Origin of the sequence: Granulicella sp. WH15 (genome assembly GCF_009914315.1) — a bacterium.
Classification (GTDB): domain Bacteria; phylum Acidobacteriota; class Terriglobia; order Terriglobales; family Acidobacteriaceae; genus Edaphobacter.
In genome coordinates this window covers 2,142,806-2,159,295 of the sequence record NZ_CP042596.1, presented here as the reverse complement: position 1 = coordinate 2,159,295, position 16,490 = coordinate 2,142,806, and the positions used below count along the sequence as shown (strand labels likewise).

At 53.1% G+C, this 16,490-nt stretch carries 14 protein-coding genes; 2 read left to right on the top strand and 12 right to left on the bottom strand.

Going from position 1 to position 16,490, the window contains the following annotated elements; translation table 11 throughout:
* Nucleotides 1-18: 18 nt before the first annotated feature.
* The 8 genes from FTO74_RS09075 to FTO74_RS09040 form a co-directional block, all read right to left on the bottom strand.
* Nucleotides 19-1,221, bottom strand: a complete 1,203-nt coding sequence (locus tag FTO74_RS09075) for a GIY-YIG nuclease family protein (RefSeq protein WP_162537856.1) — start codon at nucleotides 1,219-1,221, stop codon at nucleotides 19-21.
* Nucleotides 1,214-3,274: a DEAD/DEAH box helicase gene (locus FTO74_RS09070; RefSeq protein WP_162537855.1), complete on the bottom strand. Its 2,061-nt coding sequence runs from the start codon at nucleotides 3,272-3,274 to the stop codon at nucleotides 1,214-1,216. The genes FTO74_RS09075 and FTO74_RS09070 overlap by 8 nt, the downstream gene beginning before the upstream one ends.
* Nucleotides 3,271-4,002 carry a competence protein CoiA family protein gene (locus FTO74_RS09065; RefSeq protein WP_162537854.1) on the bottom strand — a complete coding sequence of 244 codons (732 nt, stop codon included), beginning with the start codon at nucleotides 4,000-4,002 and terminating at the stop codon, nucleotides 3,271-3,273. Before FTO74_RS09065 ends, FTO74_RS09070 begins: the two co-directional genes overlap by 4 nt.
* Nucleotides 3,999-6,779: a class I SAM-dependent DNA methyltransferase gene (locus FTO74_RS09060; protein ID WP_162537853.1), complete on the bottom strand. Its 2,781-nt coding sequence runs from the start codon at nucleotides 6,777-6,779 to the stop codon at nucleotides 3,999-4,001. The genes FTO74_RS09065 and FTO74_RS09060 overlap by 4 nt, the downstream gene beginning before the upstream one ends.
* Nucleotides 6,780-7,015: 236 nt before the next feature.
* The gene (locus tag FTO74_RS09055) at nucleotides 7,016-7,513 is read right to left on the bottom strand and encodes a hypothetical protein (protein ID WP_162537852.1); all 498 of its coding nucleotides are present in this window, start codon (nucleotides 7,511-7,513) and stop codon (nucleotides 7,016-7,018) included.
* On the bottom strand, nucleotides 7,500-9,929 hold the full coding sequence (locus FTO74_RS09050; RefSeq protein ID WP_162537851.1) for a hypothetical protein: 2,430 nt from the start codon (nucleotides 9,927-9,929) through the stop codon (nucleotides 7,500-7,502). The genes FTO74_RS09055 and FTO74_RS09050 overlap by 14 nt, the downstream gene beginning before the upstream one ends.
* Nucleotides 9,913-11,409 (bottom strand): site-specific integrase, encoded by a 1,497-nt coding sequence (locus FTO74_RS09045; protein WP_162537850.1) that lies wholly within the window; start codon nucleotides 11,407-11,409, stop codon nucleotides 9,913-9,915. The genes FTO74_RS09050 and FTO74_RS09045 overlap by 17 nt, the downstream gene beginning before the upstream one ends.
* Nucleotides 11,410-11,414: 5 nt before the next feature.
* Nucleotides 11,415-12,629, bottom strand: coding sequence for a site-specific integrase (locus FTO74_RS09040; protein WP_162537849.1), 1,215 nt, complete (start codon nucleotides 12,627-12,629; stop codon nucleotides 11,415-11,417).
* A 101-nt stretch (nucleotides 12,630-12,730) separates the two neighbouring features.
* On the opposite strand from FTO74_RS09040, the gene FTO74_RS09035 reads away from it, so the two are divergent.
* Nucleotides 12,731-13,444 (top strand): helix-turn-helix domain-containing protein, encoded by a 714-nt coding sequence (locus FTO74_RS09035; protein ID WP_220399111.1) that lies wholly within the window; start codon nucleotides 12,731-12,733, stop codon nucleotides 13,442-13,444.
* 121 nt (nucleotides 13,445-13,565) lie between these two features.
* Here the strand turns inward: FTO74_RS09035 and thiS are convergent, their stop codons facing one another.
* The 3 genes from thiS to thiD form a co-directional block, all read right to left on the bottom strand.
* Complete coding sequence (thiS, locus tag FTO74_RS09030) at nucleotides 13,566-13,799, bottom strand: sulfur carrier protein ThiS (RefSeq protein ID WP_162537847.1); 234 nt, start codon at nucleotides 13,797-13,799, stop codon at nucleotides 13,566-13,568.
* A 47-nt stretch (nucleotides 13,800-13,846) separates the two neighbouring features.
* Nucleotides 13,847-14,179: a hypothetical protein gene (locus FTO74_RS09025; RefSeq protein ID WP_220399110.1), complete on the bottom strand. Its 333-nt coding sequence runs from the start codon at nucleotides 14,177-14,179 to the stop codon at nucleotides 13,847-13,849.
* A 102-nt stretch (nucleotides 14,180-14,281) separates the two neighbouring features.
* Nucleotides 14,282-15,076, bottom strand: coding sequence for a bifunctional hydroxymethylpyrimidine kinase/phosphomethylpyrimidine kinase (gene thiD, locus FTO74_RS09020; protein WP_255462589.1), 795 nt, complete (start codon nucleotides 15,074-15,076; stop codon nucleotides 14,282-14,284).
* Nucleotides 15,077-15,337: 261 nt separating this feature from the next.
* Between thiD and FTO74_RS09015 the strand changes: the two genes are divergently transcribed.
* Nucleotides 15,338-15,880, top strand: coding sequence for a septal ring lytic transglycosylase RlpA family protein (locus tag FTO74_RS09015; protein WP_220399109.1), 543 nt, complete (start codon nucleotides 15,338-15,340; stop codon nucleotides 15,878-15,880).
* Nucleotides 15,881-15,946: 66 nt separating this feature from the next.
* Here FTO74_RS09015 and FTO74_RS09010 read toward each other — a convergent pair whose 3' ends face one another.
* Nucleotides 15,947-16,126, bottom strand: coding sequence for a hypothetical protein (locus FTO74_RS09010; protein ID WP_162537843.1), 180 nt, complete (start codon nucleotides 16,124-16,126; stop codon nucleotides 15,947-15,949).
* Nucleotides 16,127-16,490 lie beyond the last annotated feature (364 nt).

The window sequence follows — 16,490 nt, the reverse complement described above, 5'->3', positions numbered from 1 at the left end:
GCCAATTAGCACTCCTCATCACGTCGTCTTCACAAGACTTGCTGTCGCCGGATCATAGATATATTGGGTGATTGTCCCATTCTTTATGCGCTCAACTACTTCATTCACGATAAAGAGAGGGGCGAGAAACCATTCGCGCGGTTTGACTGGGTTTCCGAAGCGATCCCTGATCTCAATATCCAACTGTGCGGGATCAAACACGCGATGAATCAGATTTTCGAGCCGAATTCGGTTGACGTTATAGAGTTCATACGTGGCGATTACATCTACATCGGCCATTAAGAATGTCGGGTCTAGGCTTGCGTTGGCTATGCGCGTCTCAACTTTCCCACCTGTAACGCCGATCTTGTGCAGAACACTCCGATTGGCCGCGACTACTGGGTGCTCCGACTTGCTGCGGAGAACATAGATAGTTCCACTCGCCAAGTCGTCAGCCTCTGGTTCGTTTGCAAATAACGGACCCACTTCTGGGTTCGTTATCAGGCGACCTGCCTTATCTTTATCGGGATAGAGCGAACGCTGGAAGGAGCGAATCAGCAGGTTGCTCTCGGTGCCATTGTCATAGATCACTCGTAAACGGCTATCGCGGCGGTCGTACTGTGTCTTGAAATTCTCGCCGACGTCGGCAACGTAGGCGACCTGCCCTCCGACGATGAAGAATTGGCCCTGTTTGATCTCAGTGAGCCTGAACTCGTCCATGCTCTGAACAGGTATTGCCTGGCGAGCACCAGATGCCAGTTCTCTCTGTACTCGTTCAAAAAGTGGCTTGAACGTCTCAAAATCCTCGCAAACTATACGATTTGCGATTTCTTCAGCCGCTCGCTTATCGACACTCTTACGGACATGACGTAATTCGGTGATATTGATTCCACCTGAGGCCACTTGTAGTTCGGCGAGCAACTCATCGTCGTCAACGGTTAATGATGTGGCTGTGGCCACAGTCTGCTGACTGGAGAGCAATCCCTGATGATCAAGCGGTGCGAGCAACGAACGCCCTTCTTCAAGCGAGCGCAAGCGGTCGAGGCGGACAGCGTAAATCCTCTCGAAGATGTCCCGGTCCTCCCCATGTTGTGGAGTGCGTTCGTGTTTCTCGACAAAGCGTTGAATCTCCTCGAAGCCCGCAATAATGCGCTCTTCGCGCGGAGAGCGCCCGCCCTTCTTCTCCGGCTCCGCAAAGTCGCTAAGCTCTGAGCGTAGTTCGTCGAGGTCAATATCACTCATAACGACCCTCATCCTTATAACGTACAAACGCGGCTGCACCCTCGGCCATGCGCTTCTCCCAAGCATCCTGCGAATCAAGAGATGGAAGCCGTCCACGCTCTTTTTTGAACTTCAGAGCGCGTACCGCCAATTCTTTCGCCTCCTCTGGGCTCAAACTTGTCCGCTTTGCCGCAATAGCAGCCGCAACCTGTTTGAGACTATCTTCGCTCATCGACTTCGCTAAGATCGCATAAGCTTCCCCGAACGGGTTGATCCGGTCGATGAGATCAATATCGAGTTCCCGCATGTCCATTGCAAACCGCCGCACCCCGTCGATCAAAGCGGTATTGGCAGTAGGCTCGTTGTTGCCGCCACTCCCACCCACTGCAAACTGTTTCGCCTGCTGAGTCAGATTGAGAGCGGCAATAGCGTGCTGGCGAACAGCTTCCTGATCTTCGGCATCCAGCTCTGGGTACTTGTCTTTGATGATCTTACCAAGGCGAACCTGAGTCAGCTCTTCGGGCACCAGTTCTTCATCGAAGAGTCCGCGCTCGATGGCAGTCTTCTCCTGGACGAAGGCGGCAATCACCTCGTTCAAATCTTCCTGGCAGATACGTGCAGCCTCGTTGCTCTTAGGTTCGGCCAACCCCTTGATCTCAATCTGGAACTGTCCCGTCTGGTCGTTGAACCCTACATTACACTTCGTTGGGTCATAGCCACCCTCTCCATAGCTATAGCCAGGCGCGGGTTCACTCTCCTGATGTTTTGGCTTGAACTCGAAACGCGGAGCCAGAACCTGCTCCATGAGCAGGCTGGCCGCAATGGCTTTCAGAGTGTCGTTCACCGCTTCGGTAACAGCATCCTCTGATGCATCAGGCTCAGCGATCAGGTTAGTGAAGCGCGCTCGAATCTTGCCTGGGGCATCGCGTGTGGCTCGACCGATGATCTGAACAATCTCCGTCAGGCTGGAACGATAGCCGACCGTCAAGGCGTGTTCACACCAAATCCAGTCGAAGCCCTCTTTTGCCATTCCGAGCGCGATGATGATATCGACATAGTCCCGATTGTGTTTCTGCGACGAGTCCTTCAGAGCGGCGGAGACGCGATCACGTCGGGCGGCGTCATCATCGACTAGATCGGCAATACGCAACACATTGCCTTCCGGTGTTTTGACAAGCTGGAAGCCTGTCGCATCATCCACGCCCTGCCATTCACCTAAAGCTCCGATAATGTGCTCCACCTCCCTTATTTTGTCTTTCGTGCTCTCGCGCGAATTGACATTTGGGATATGGATGATTGTTTTCTCCGAGGAGTCGAGCACGTTCAGGATGTCATCGACATATGATCCGCTGTAAAAGAAATAGCCCATATCGAGCTGCTTCAGGTGCTCGTAGCCATTGAGCTGCTCGTAGTAGGTATAGGTAACTGTATCGAACTTCGCTTCTTCAAGCGGAGTCAACACGGCCTCGGCGTCGCCACGGAAGTACGACCCGGTCATCGCTACAAGATGCACGCGATTGCGGGCGAGGAACTGGCTCAGGTGCAGGCCGAGCTTGTTGTCTGGATTGGACGAGACGTGGTGGAACTCATCTACGGCAATCAGACGGCCGTCGAACGCTTCAACGCCATACTCATCGACCGCGAAGCGGAACGTTGCGTGGGTACAAACCAACACCTCGTCTGCGCTTGCAAGAAACGCTCCGACTGCCTTCACCTTGCCGCCGTTCTCGCCACCCGGAGCGTTGCAGAGGTTCCACTTTGGTTCCACATGCCAGTCCGCCCAGAAGCCGAATTTGGTCAAGGACTCGTCGTGAAAGCTGGTGCCGATCGACCGCTCGGGAACAACGATGATCGCTTGCTTTATCCCCTGATGCACGAGCTTATCGAGCGCAATGAACATCAGCGCACGGCTCTTTCCCGACGCTGGCGGTGACTTGATGAGCAGAAATTGTTCGCCGCGCCTCTCATACGCTTTCTCCTGCATGGGACGCATGCCCAGCGCGTTCGCTTTCGTCGAATATCCGTTATGCGCGTAGGTGACAGAAATGGAGGGAATGGTTTTGATGTCGGTCATATATTTTCGCTCCGGCTTTCCGATTCTGGTGTCGCCATATTGCCTTCCTGTGTGGGTAAGCAGGTGACTCCTATTTCTTGTCCCTGCAAGATTGCTTTGACCAATAGATGCTTCGGATAAGGTCCGACAGCTCCTCGTTTTTGTTCCTTATCAAAGAAGACCAACCTCCAAACAACTGGAGGGCCTTTGGTCAGGCTGTTCCCAAAATCTATAAACACACGAGATTTAGCATCTGACCAGTTATGCATGATTCTGCTACGTCCGTACCATGCAAATCCGTATGCGAGAGGATTCGTTTGAACGGGGGTGCGTCCAAGACCCAGTTGAAAATAGCTAATGTCGAGGTCACTTCTTAGCCCATCAACAATCCAGATCATGTTTCCGTAGAAACTCTCTCTTGCCATCAGTTCTTCTAATGGCATTGGGGAATGCTGAAATTCTACGGTCAAGCCATGAGAGGTTTTCACGTCTGCGATGTGCGTTTCACCCGTTCCTGCATCGACAGCGGATATTTCCTGCCACTCTTTTGGGAAATTATCCTTCCATGCACGATGCCACTCGGTCTCATTCTCCCACCACGGATCACAGACCATCGTTGACTTGTGCGCCCAATGCCAAATTTTTACTTTGCCGCATTTGGATATAACTTCTTCGCCACAATGAGGACAATGCCCGTGCAGTTTGGGTTGAGGATCTGTTCTTTCGTCGTTGATCAAAGCGAATCTCATACCGCACCGCCTTGCTTCCGCTTCGGCGTGGCATCGGCTTTAGCGGCCATCCTCGTATAAAGGTCGAACAGCTTTTCCAACCGCTCAGTGTCGTTTTTGAAACGTCGACCTACATAAATGCGTTCCAACACTTCGTCGTTGCGCTCGTGCGCCTGGCGCAAATCTTCTGGCATGGCTTTTGGATCGTAGAGGTCGGCAATGGTGGCGGGAAAATGATGCTCACGAGCAAGCACAATATTTTCGGCACAGCGCGTGAGGTCGGCCTTGTTCTTTTCGGTGAGTACAGGAATCGGGAAGGTATTCCACCCTAGCGTGTTGGAATAAGAGTAGTCTGAGCGCATACGCGCGCAAACCGTTCCAATCCAGACGCGATGTAGACTCGACGCCATTATTGAGAAATTCCAAAGCTCAGCGTCGTAGAGGGCGTAGCATTTGTGTCCAATGATGTGTCTCGCATCAACAAGAGCGACGGGCAGGTATGGCCGGTTTTCTGAGGAGATGGCCGGCATAACGACTACTTGACATGTGGCGACGAACTCCTCTCGAAACTTGTGTGGAGTGCGGGCAAGCTTCTGTGCGCCCTTGTCCGTCGTCTGCTTCGCGCGTGCGGCGGAAACTTTGTTAAGCCGCTCTGCGATGGGAGGTATCTCTCTTGCATAGTCCACCTCGCCATTGGATATCCAAAGGCAGTAGCGTGGTAGCCCAGACACTACTTCCTGAGAGCCCAAGAATGGCCGAAGGAACCGTAATGCTGATGGCCAGACACTTATCATGTCGGCTGCTTCTGCGCGACTGAACAACAGGTCAACTCCATAGTAGGTGTGGTTACCAAACTGCATTGGTGACCGTTCATCGGGAGCCCTTGAGAGAGGGTAAACTTCTATGTTTTGACTCGGAACGAGATAGCCATTGATATTCTCAACATCCTTGACGACAACTTCACCATCGTCAAGGACGGAGAAAAGTCGTCGGGATTTACTTGGGTGGTTGGAGAGACCGACAATGACAACGGTCACGCCCGCATTGTGGCTTGCGAGATTCGCCCACTTGAAACTTGTGTAAGCGAATGCAAGTTGATGGCCAGTCTTGAAAATTGCGGGCCAAAGGATAGGAACCGACTGACCTTGACATATGGAGTTCGTCGCGACGAACGCGGAAACTGTGCTGGTATGCTGACCGTAATCCGCAGCCTTAATAAACCAACCCGATACATAATCGAGTGATTTCCAGCTCTTCACTCGGTGATCGAATACCGTTGCGAGGTCGGCCTTATGCTCCGTGGACTGCCATTTCGAGCCTAAATAGGGGGGATTCCCGCAGATGTATGTTTCCCCGCCTTCGTTTTCAAAGTCAATCTGTGCTTGGTCCAATGGCGTGCTAAATAGATCGTCGGATTTTAACTTGACGCCCATACCGGTTGGCGGGCAGATGCTCAGCCAGTTCAGCCGTAACGCATTGCCGCACGTAATCCAGTTATCCGCCTTCAGCGGGAGAAACTCCGCTAGAGCCAATTTCTGTCCGCGATAGTAGACATCACTTTGGTACTCGGCAATCACTAGAGCAAGTCGGGCAATCTCCGCTGGAAAATCACGCAGCTCGATACCTCGGAAGTTGGTCAGCGGAATCTCACTGCGAATCGCAGCCTCTCCACGCCGCCGGTTGATCTCCGCTTCAATCTCGCGCATCTGCTTGTACGCAATAACGAGGAAGTTTCCGGAGCCACAGGCGGGATCGAAAACACGAATCTTCGCCATCCGCTTGCGGAGATTGAGCAAGGAGCGGGAGTTATCGCCCGCTTCGGCGAGTTTCGAGCGCAGGTCGTCGAGGAAGAGCGGGTTGAGGACTTTGAGAATATTGGGCACGCTGGTGTAGTGCATGCCAAGCGCGCCGCGCTCTTCGTCTTCGGCGACGGCCTGGATCATCGAACCAAAGATGTCGGGGTTGATCTTGGTCCAGTCAAGATTGCCGATGTGCAAGAGATAGGATCGCGCAATCTTACTGAATCGCGGCACATCCATGTTTCCTGAGAAGAGGCCGCCATTCACATAAGGAAAAGAGATGGCCCATCGCGGCATCCCTTCGAACTCCCGAACTGCCGTCTTGGTATTCATCGAGCGGAAGAGAGCGCCGATGATTTCATGGGTATTGGACGAGTCGCGTTCGCTCATCTGCACAATGGTGTCGGTAAACAGCCCCTTGCCGATGAAGATGTCTGTGTCCTCGGCGAAAAAACAGAAGATGAGCCGCGCCATGAAATGGTTCATGTCGTGGCGGCGTTCTGCCGTACCCCACTCGGGATTGTCCTTCAACAGTTCGAGATAAAGCCGGTTCAGTCGGCTCGTTGCTCGAATGTCGAATGAGTTCTCCGTGATCTGCCGGACGGTAGTGATGCCAGCCAGCGGCAGAAAGAAGCCGAAGTGGTCTGGAAAGTCCGTGTAGGCACAGGCGACGGTTTCACCGTTTGTCAGCTCCTCGGCCTCAAAATCTACGCCGTCTGTTGCGAGAACATATTTAGCCTTCGCCTTAGCGGTTGCTGGACTACCCTTCAACGCCGTGAGCGTCTCTGTGACCTGTCCAGCGTCGCAGACGGCGATATGAATATTGTTGGTTTGGAGAACGCCGCCGAGATCGGACTTGTTGGAAGCTCCAGCGCGGAGCCTCTTGATCGTTGTCTCCTTGTTGCCGAAGGCTTCCAGAAAGACGTATGGAAAATTATCTGGATCGAATGGTTGATCCGCCAGTTGAGAGATGGCTTCTTCTATTTCAACGGCGTTCAACTTTTTCTACCCCCTTATGGCATCGTCACTGCCTTCGCCCGTCACGTAGGGCGAGGCTAGGTTTGTCAGTGCTTGCCGTCTTCTCTATAGTGTCTCTTACCATCAATGCTCTGTATACTGGCCCCTGTTTACTCCAGCAATCCAACACTTGAGGAGCAGGGAAGCGGCTTTGCAAAAACCATTGAGCGTATTTGATCTTCCGAAAAGGAGAGTTCGTTCCTCGCGACAAGGTTCATCTAATTTGGATCGTCAATCCCTTCGGGTTTAGGCATCTGAAATTGCTTCACATCCGTCTTTGGCAGCATACCCATCTTGTTGAGCTCGTCTCTGATTTCGCGATGATTTGCATACAACTTCAGCCATTTGCTGATGCCGCCCAGTTCACCTACTGCCCGCATCATAGCCAGGTGAGACACAGACAGTATTTCTACCCGTCGTTCCAACTCTGCAATGCGAGCATCCTTCTGGACTATCTGGGCAGCGATCTGATCCAGTGAACGCTTCGGCATCCGGCCTCGCATTGCCCGGAATTGCTTCTGGCGCTCCTGGTACTGAGCCATCAGGGAAGAGCGAGCCGAGTGCCGGATGATCGAAGAAGCGTGTTTCACCGTGCTGTGCATTCGTGCCACAGCCCTCGCGGTGATTGTGACATCCGCTGCAATCATCTCTTCCAGGATGCGCACCATTTCAGGTGAATCATCGCTGGTATTAACTTTCTGATCATCGAACGTCATCAAGCACCGTTCCTCTTGTCTTCGCGACGTCGTGGGACAAATCAAGGCCGTCAGGGAAGACCAACTCCCCTGGACGAGTCTCTAAAAGCTTTCGGACCCCCGCCAAGCGAACCTTTGCATGGTTCAGCTGGTTCTCTAAGCCGATGCCGTTTGGCGCACTGATCTCCAGAGGTCGCGCAGCAACCTGAAGAGCGGTCGAAGCCTCGTGCTGAAGGGCGTGAGTATCGAGCTGAGCCGGGCTTACTCCGCCCAGGATGCGTGACATCCGAGCTTCAATCGATTGCACTGCTACTTCAAAACGGGCTTCCAGCTGCACCAGATTGTGCCGCGTCTGTGAGAGGTCGGTTGCGGAAAGGTGCTTACAGCCAGTGAAACATTCCAAATGCTTCGGGCAGGGATCGACCGTAAAACTGTTGATGCAATGCCCATAGGGCGTGGAGTGAAACCCGTCCGCTTCGGTACTCAGATACTCGATTGCAGCATCCTCGCCGCTCGTGCTCTGTATTCTTTTGAACGCTTCCACGATGGGCCCACGCGCCTTACCGGACTTTATCAAACGTGCGATGGTTGCGGACTTTTCCCCTAAACGAGCTTCCACGTCAGGCTTCAGACTCACGTGGTCCAGCTCTTCCGCGAGACTCCGGTGATCGTAATCGTAGCTCTGCGTTACGCTCCGCCGGTTAAACCGCTTGGTGATGATGGTGTCAGCAATCCCCAGCCGGAATAACTCCGTGTTCTGCAGATGGCGGAGACTATGAGGACGGACTGTCAATGCGCGATCCTCGTCGGTTTGCCCATACACGGAGAAAATGGTCTGTGCTTTTCCACTACTAAGAGCGTGAGTAACCATCTGTCGATCCATCCGCCCGACAGCACAATACCGCGTAACATCGCATAGCCCATCATTCCTGCCATCACTTAGAGCACGCTTAGGCATGAGGAACAGGATTTCCCACGCTGAAAGATTTCCGGTCGAAAGTTTGATCGGCGTCAAGTCTGATTGCTTCGTTACAAGTTGAGTACTGAGATATGTTTCAATGTCCTCAATGCGAAAATATACTTCTGACCATATCTTTGTTCCCTCCCAAGAACCTTGCCAGATGTCTCCATTCGATTTACGCCAGGGAATTCCCTTAAGACGCATGAAGTACATAAGGACTGCCAGGCTCAATCGACTTCCTTTATAAATTGCTTTAAGTTGATGAGCCCTAAGCTTCTCGAAAATGGTTTGATCATAGCTTTTCTGATATTCAGTAACCCAAATGGCGCGTTCTGATTTGTAGTGTTCAATCAAAAACGGATTTCCAGTCAAGAAGGTATAAAGCTCAACTGCACGAACCAACGCCCCCATCTCGAATTGAGGGAGATTCCGCCCGGTTTCAAGCTGTAGCTTGAGAGTCCTGCGTAGCGGCTCAGTCAACGCGACAATATTGTCCAGTGTGCTTTCAAGAACTCCCTCAAATACCGCTGGAACATGTTGCACCGTTTCAAAGAGGGCAATCCCATCCTTTCCCTGAACCCTCTGCTTCTCTGCGAAATGCCTGAGCATCAAGGAGCGCGAAACTGCTCCGGCTTGATCTCCTGCTTGATCACGAGTATCGAAATACTCTCGGTATCTTTTCCAGTCAGCTGGAAGCAGGGAACACTCACCGTCTCGAAGACCCGATAGAATAAGCGTCTTTGCTTGTGCAAACCGCAGGACGTCGAGGAAACTCTTCGGCGTTTCGGTGAACACGATCCGAACCAGCTCCCAGAACGCTCGTCGTTCCGGAAGTTTCTCAGCATGTTTCCTTTCTTCTAGGTCAGATCGCAGATCGCCTATTGACTTGGTGAACTTAGACGTTCTCACATGGATTTTCTTGTCTCGCTCCAGTGACGGAGAGAGAGGACCATTGTCGGTTAGATGATTGAGGTCCAGTACACTCCTAACGACACCGAAGATAAGGTCTGCGAGCTTTCCAGATGCCTGGATCTTGCGAGCGGTGTCGATGGCAAGAGCAATATCGTCAACAGTAAGGGTCCACGGGCTTACGCTGGCAGCACATGTTGCCAACACACGCAATGGGCGCACGACATTACCAGACACGTGGGAACACGTGTTCATGCGAACGAATATCTGGTCAATGGCAGTCGCTTTGATTAGGTCCTGCCAATCTCGTGAAAGCGGTTTTTTGGCGTAGGTACGCATAGGCCCCGGCGGCGGATCGGAGTTGAGAGCACTGACCGTTCCCTGATCTGTTCCAAAATCATTGATCCATACAATCGGAGGCGGCGAAGCTTGGGCCATCCGGGTCAAGTTCCACCCTTTACCTTTTGGAGCAACACCGTCCGGACCGAACGGGACTTCCCACTCCACCCCACGGTCGTCGGCAATAGCCCGAGCATTACGGATAAACGATTCAAAGTATGGGTTCATGTTGTTCGCCTCCGATTTCATCGAGAATTGCTTGCACCTTAGAGATTGTGCTCTCGATCTGAAATGCCGGCGAGCCGCGCTCTCCGTGCGACGACGAATAGAAGAGCTTCATAACCTCACGCAGATTATTCAGTACCTCCTGATGAATAGCAGCGACCGCGACAGGCATAAATCGACTGCACCCATAACAGGACGTGACCGGATTGTACGGGCAACTCGGCTGTCCGACTGTGCAACCACCAATGCCTGCAATTGGAATCCCATGCGGGACGCCGCCGATCTGTTGGTCACCTTTCAGCTCAGCCAGCTCCGCTGGAGAAATGAAACGATCGTGAGCAATCTTCACCACATTCTGATAGGTTTTTGAAATGCCAAGCGCTTGGTTGATACGGGCTCCCTGCGAAGGTGAAGAACTGAAATAGATCAGACCGGTATTGAGGTCTGTGTGTCCCATGAATGCGGCAAGCTCCTCCTCGCTTGCGCCCGCATCAACGAGTCGCTGAGCTGCTGTGTGCCGCAGCTCAATCACCGTTCGCCGGGAATTTAACAAAGACTCTGTCAAGTCACCAAGTACTTTTCCAACCTCGAGGGGGGTGCGATGAAAAACATGGTCTCCCCCTCCCAGCCCACGCATTCGTGCGTTCTCGAATAATTCAATGAACAATGGGGTCCATTCTCGTTTAACTCTTCGCACCATTGGAAAGACTCGGTTCGAAGACCGCTGCTTAATCATCGTAAAGGTAAGGTGAACTGCGGAGTGTCCATCAAGACCATCCTTCCAAATTCGGATATTCCGCATTTCAAGCATGGCAATTTGCTTGGCCCTCAGTCCGAATTGGTAAGAACACATCAGGATGGCAGACGCCTCAAGTAGATCAGTCGAGACAGACGACTGTTGCGTCTGAAGCTGAATACATAGATCATCGATGTGCCGCACGATTGCGGCCTCTTCATCGACCGTCAGGAATACTTTTCCCATCCTGACCGAAGCATATTTATCGATCTTCGGTAACTGTAGTTGTGAGATTAGATCGAGCCATTCGGGTCTCCAGTTTCCAACGCCATGTGTACACAGAAAAGATAAGAGACTCTTAAGTGCTTGAAACACAGGATAGGGAATATTTTCATCGTGCAATTGTCTCCATACTGATTTGATTTCTTGGATATTGCAGGTCAACAATTCTTCGATTTGATCAATGGGAACTGTGGATAGCCGGTAAAAGTAGTATTCTGCAGTGACCGGGGAAAGACGGCTTAAAAGTAAAGCACACCAACTTTTCATGAGCTGTCGGACCTGAGTATCAAAAACACTAAAGTCAAGCGTTACATCACGCCCATCAAACGATACCGGCCACTGATCAGAGCGATTTGGCTCAGTAATCTGCCCGTAGGAATCAGAAAAGCCGTCGTAATAACCTATTGACGCCGGGAGTGGTGGAATATTTGCCAGAAACTCCGAGGCCAGTTTCCGCTTTGACATCGGTATCATTTCAACCTCGACGGCAATGACCTAAGAACCGACACTCGCTCATCAAATTCGTTCCTCCAAACAGATGACAGCCGATCTTCGAACACAGCGCGGGCGTAACGCAGCGGCATTTCAGAATCTCGTGACCATCCGAAGAACGCCCGTAACCTCTGTAGCGCGTCATTCATCTCAACGCCTTCCGCTAAAATTTGGTTGAGGCGAACTACCGCACAGGTGTGCCTCATTGCGTGTGCCGTGACTGAATCATTCCTGGTGTGATCTAGGAGAAGTTTCCGTAAGCTGGTGGGTAGGGAATTAGTAATCTTTTGAAACGTCTTGGACACTGCCTCCGGCGACATGGGTGCGCTCTTTTGGGAGTTGATTAGGAATGAGTGGCCCACCCTCCCCCTGTAATTGGAGACATATTCCTGGACGATCAACGCGACTACTTCGCTCACTGGAAGTTGGCGAATAGACGGTGCGTTCTTGATAGAGGGTTTGGAAGATCGAGGATCATCTTCATATTCGTTGTATCTGACCGACATCCAAAACCGCTCCTTCTGAAGATCGCGGTCAAAGCTGCTCTTTATTGCATCCGCTGGCAAAACAAGTAGTTCGCCTCGTCGGAGCCCCTGATGAAGCATAAGGATGAAAAGGACATAGACCCTCCATCGTGAGACTTCATTCTGGAAGGGATTCGTTCTGGATTCAGGGTCTAAGAGTTCATATAGAAACTCAACAACGTCAGCAGGAAGAGAGCGAATTTGTTCGGGACGCCTCCGTTTCCCAATATGCAACTTTGAGTGGAGAAGCTCAAGACGCTCAAACTTTCCGCTGAGCACGGTCAGACTCCCCAACTGAAGGTAGTTCCGTGTCACCCTCTGTGCGATCTCCGTAATGAACTGCAAAGCTACCTGCCACCGATCTTCAGACGCAGGAGTGAATGACGGCAGATTACGCAATGTCAGAAAGTACCCTTCAAGAGCAGTGCTCAGCACCTCAACGTCAAAATCAGCCAACGCATCATCCAAACGCCCTAGGCCAAGCTGGGTGTCGGCGTGCTGATAGAAAGCTTCAAGTTGGCTCAGTTTCTTACTGACAGTCGCCGGTGCAAGATCGGCGGGTAGGAACGCGGCCCATACGACAGCCCAATATCTAGGGAGCCCCAAAGTATCGACGAGTACAGGCCCGCGAAATGCAGGGAGAGACAGAGTGCGAAAGTTGGCAAGCATTTCACCCCAAATCGTTGCTCAATGTATTATTTAGGCGAATGCTAGGCGAAAGTCAAGCGTCGAATAATCCCGTTCAATCGACTGAAAGAAAAGAATCGGTCATGGAAATCAAAAATTCTAATTGGTTTGCAGCGGGACCGGAAATTCAGAAGGCACTACTGTTGTTGTCCGATGGCGCATTTAGGCTGTACTTCTATATTTGCCTGAATGCGAGTCGGAAGACCGGCCGGATTTCAATAAGCTATCTCGATCTGGCAACCAGGCTTGGAAGGAGCCGACGTTCCATCGCCTCACATTTTAACGAGTTGCGGCAGCAAGGCATCTGTCGCATGAACCCGGCCGTCAACCAACACCATCGCACGGAGATCGAGGTATGTGATGAGTTCTGGCCATATACCAGAGCAAACTCAAGTATTGGACGCGCGGAAAACGAACAATATCTCACCCACATCAAGGCTTTTCTGGCAAAGCGAGCTTGCGTTCGATCCGACTTCGAGGCGGCAGAGGAAGGGGTTATCGCAAATTTTATCGCTCAGCAAATACCCCTACGACAAATCGAACGGGCAATTGCACTGGGTTGCTGCCGAAAGTATGTGAGTCTTCTAAACGGCACCGACAGCGGACCGATTTTCAGCATCGCGTATTTTCGGGAGGTCATCGAGGAGGTCTGTGATCCAGAAATTCCATCTGGGTACTGGAGCTATGTCATGCCGGAGCTGGAGAATCTGGAAAGGAAATGGCTCACAAAACAGAAAGAGACTGCCGATGCAAAACATGCAATAGCAGCCGAACAAAAAAACAAAGAGACGAGATGATGCTTCGCAAGTCACGCTGTTGCATAGCAAAGGGTCATTATCCAGCCCCTTACGCAACATTAAGAAAAGAACCTCCGTGTCCGATAACGTATATTATGTACACTCAAGCCAGAACAACACGTTAGGCACTCAACCCCACGCATCCCCCGCCCACAAAGTGGACGACTTCCAGCTTATCTCCCGCCACTACCGCCGAGGCGACCCAGGCGGTTCTGGGGACGATCTCGCCGTTCCACTCCACGGCAACCCGATCGGACTGGAGTCCGAGTTCCCGAACCACCTCGTCGACCGTCGATCCGGCGGCAAGGCTCTCAAAACTACGTTCGCGGCCATTCACAATCAAAACCAGAGACATATCCCTAACAGCCTACCAGCAGATGGCCGCCGTAAGGACTACGCCCACTAGTCCCAGAGATCCGCGGAGAGCCAGCGGGTCAGCCGCAGGCGTATCGGCACCACCTCGGCGCAGTCATTGAAGACCGCACGGCTGGCGCACTTCAGTATCTGGATCGCCTCAGCATGTGCGGTGGCCTCAAACTCCTGGCACGAGAACATCCGCGAGTCGATCAGGTACTCCACGGCGTGGCCGAGGTTTTCGAGCGCGAGCCCCTGCTGCATGGTGCCACGCCGCCTTACGCCGACGAACCTTGCCTTGTTCACGGCCTGCCGGGACTGGCCGATCAGCGAACGCCGGGAGCGAAGAATGGATGGAAAGGAGTTAGGGGTGGCTGCCATGGACATTGTGCTGGAACCTCCGTCTCCCCCATATATCGACAGCGGAAACGAAAATAATCAATCGAATCAATCCCGAACACAACCAAAAGCGGCCGCCAGCCGTCACTGCCGGATGCTATCAGGCTGAAGCGGCCAGTAATGCCCCAGAGGCCCGTGCCCACCGCCTAGCCCAGGCGCGCGGCGGATAGCCTCGGTGACGTACTGTTTGGCAGCCTGCGCAGCCTCCAGTGCCGAGTTCCCCCGCACGAGCCACGCCAGCAGCGCGCTGGACAAGGCGCAGCCCGTGCCATGCGTGGAGCTGGACTCTACCCTAACGCCCGGCAACCAGATCCCTTCATATAAAGGTTGCAGCAGAAGATCGTCCGGCGGATCGAGATGTCCTCCCGTCGCCAGCACGGTCAGGCCAGGAAACCGTTCCTGCAAAACCCCAGCCGCAGCCGCCATCTCCATCCGCGAACCCACCGGGAGCCCCGTAAGAACGGCCAGCTCATCCAGATTCGGCGTCACCCAATCCACCAGCGGCAGCAGGCGTTCCTGCATCCGTCGCACACCTTCAGGAGACAGCAGTTCCCTTCCTGAACTCGAGCGCAAAACCGGGTCCAGCACAACCACCGGCCTGGGGTTCAATCGCTCAAGAAAGCTCGCGACAGCCCCGACATTGGCCTCCGTGGCAAGCATTCCAATCTTCACCCCAGCCGCAGGGATGTCACGATTGAGGCAGTCCAGCGTGGCGGCGACGATATCTCCCGCAACCGGGTGCGTGGCCTCGACTCCAAGTGTAGATTGCACAGTCAAAGCCGTAATACAGGAGACGCCGAAACACCCCAGCGCGGCGAAGACGGCCAGATCCGCAGTGACGCCCGCTCCGGACGAGGGATCGAAGCCGGCGATCGTCAAAAGGACGTTTTGGGGCTTCTTATGAGGCGTCAAAGGGCCTGAACCAGAAAATCGAGAAAAAACAAACTTTTTTATCGGAAGCCGGATTGCACCTGAAAATGGCCAAAAACGGCCAGAAAGCGCCGTTTTAGCGACATTTTCGAGCGGCACGATCTTGATCTATCTATATCACGCCAAGGCAACGCTGGCAACCAAGGGTAACGTCTAACCCTCATGCAATGTTTGACTTGGGACTTTCCAAATCGGGACAATGAAGAGGTGATGACAGACTTGAAGCAGATTGAGACAAATCTGACAAAACAATCCGGCCCCTCGCGTCTCCTGGCTCGCGCCGCAGTTCTTTCCACCATCGTCGGTCTCAGCCTCTCGGCTGTTGCCAGCGACCGCGTGGAAAGCAAGGCAGCCACCACCTCCCCAACCCAAGAAAGCCCTCAGAGCATCCCCTCCCGCTGGTTCCAGATAGGCAAAGCCTCCTGGTATGGATTCCGCTTCCAGGGACACAAGACCGCCAACGGTGAAAAGTTCGACATGAACAGCCTGACCTGTGCTCACCGCAGTCTGCCGCTGGGCAGCTGGATCCGGGTCACCAACCTGCACACCCGCAAGAGCATCTTCGTCCGAGTCAACGACCGCGGCCCCATCGGCGGCAATCGCATCGTCGATCTCTCATACGCGGCGGCGCGCGCGGTCGGCCTGGCCGGTGTCAGCAAGGTCAAGCTGGAGGCTGTCCGCGAGGGAGATCCCGAGATGGCCAAGGCACTGATCGCTCAGCTGCACATGCCGCCTGAGCTCTTAAGCCGCTAGATGTTTGCTCCGAAATAGAAAAAAGCTCCCACGCGGGAGCTTTTTCTATTTCGGAGCTTCTAAAAACTAGAGCTTCTCAAAGAAGTCACACGCCGAGCAAGAGATATACACTCCACCCGGAATCCCGCGCTCCCGATCCTTCACCCGCTTGACGATGCGGGTAGCCTTGGAGCACTTCGGACAGTCCGTGCTCTTGTTCGTATCCATGACCTTCTTACGGTCGCCGGTCTTGGCAATCTTCGACATAACTTTGCTCTCCTGAGAAAAATCGGCTCTTCGGCTGGAGCCGGACGTGAGAGCTACGGTCCGGGCGTCCTTAAATCTCCGGCAGCCAATCGGCGACCGAAGACCCGCGTACGAGTCCATCTGCAAGTATACCCGAGGCAGACCTGACGTTGTTACGCGAAGCGTCAAACACTGCACGAAGTGCCGCCCGCCCGGCGCGAGGGCGCTGTTGCTGTTGCCTGTTTTCTCGCTTGTCCTTGCCGTTGCCTGTTTTCTCGCTTGTCCTTGCGGTTGCTTGTTTTCTTGGTTGTCATTCAGGAGCGAAGCGGAGGAATCTGCTTCTGCCTTTGCACTTGTCGTTGTTCTTGCCGTTGCCCTTGCTTCT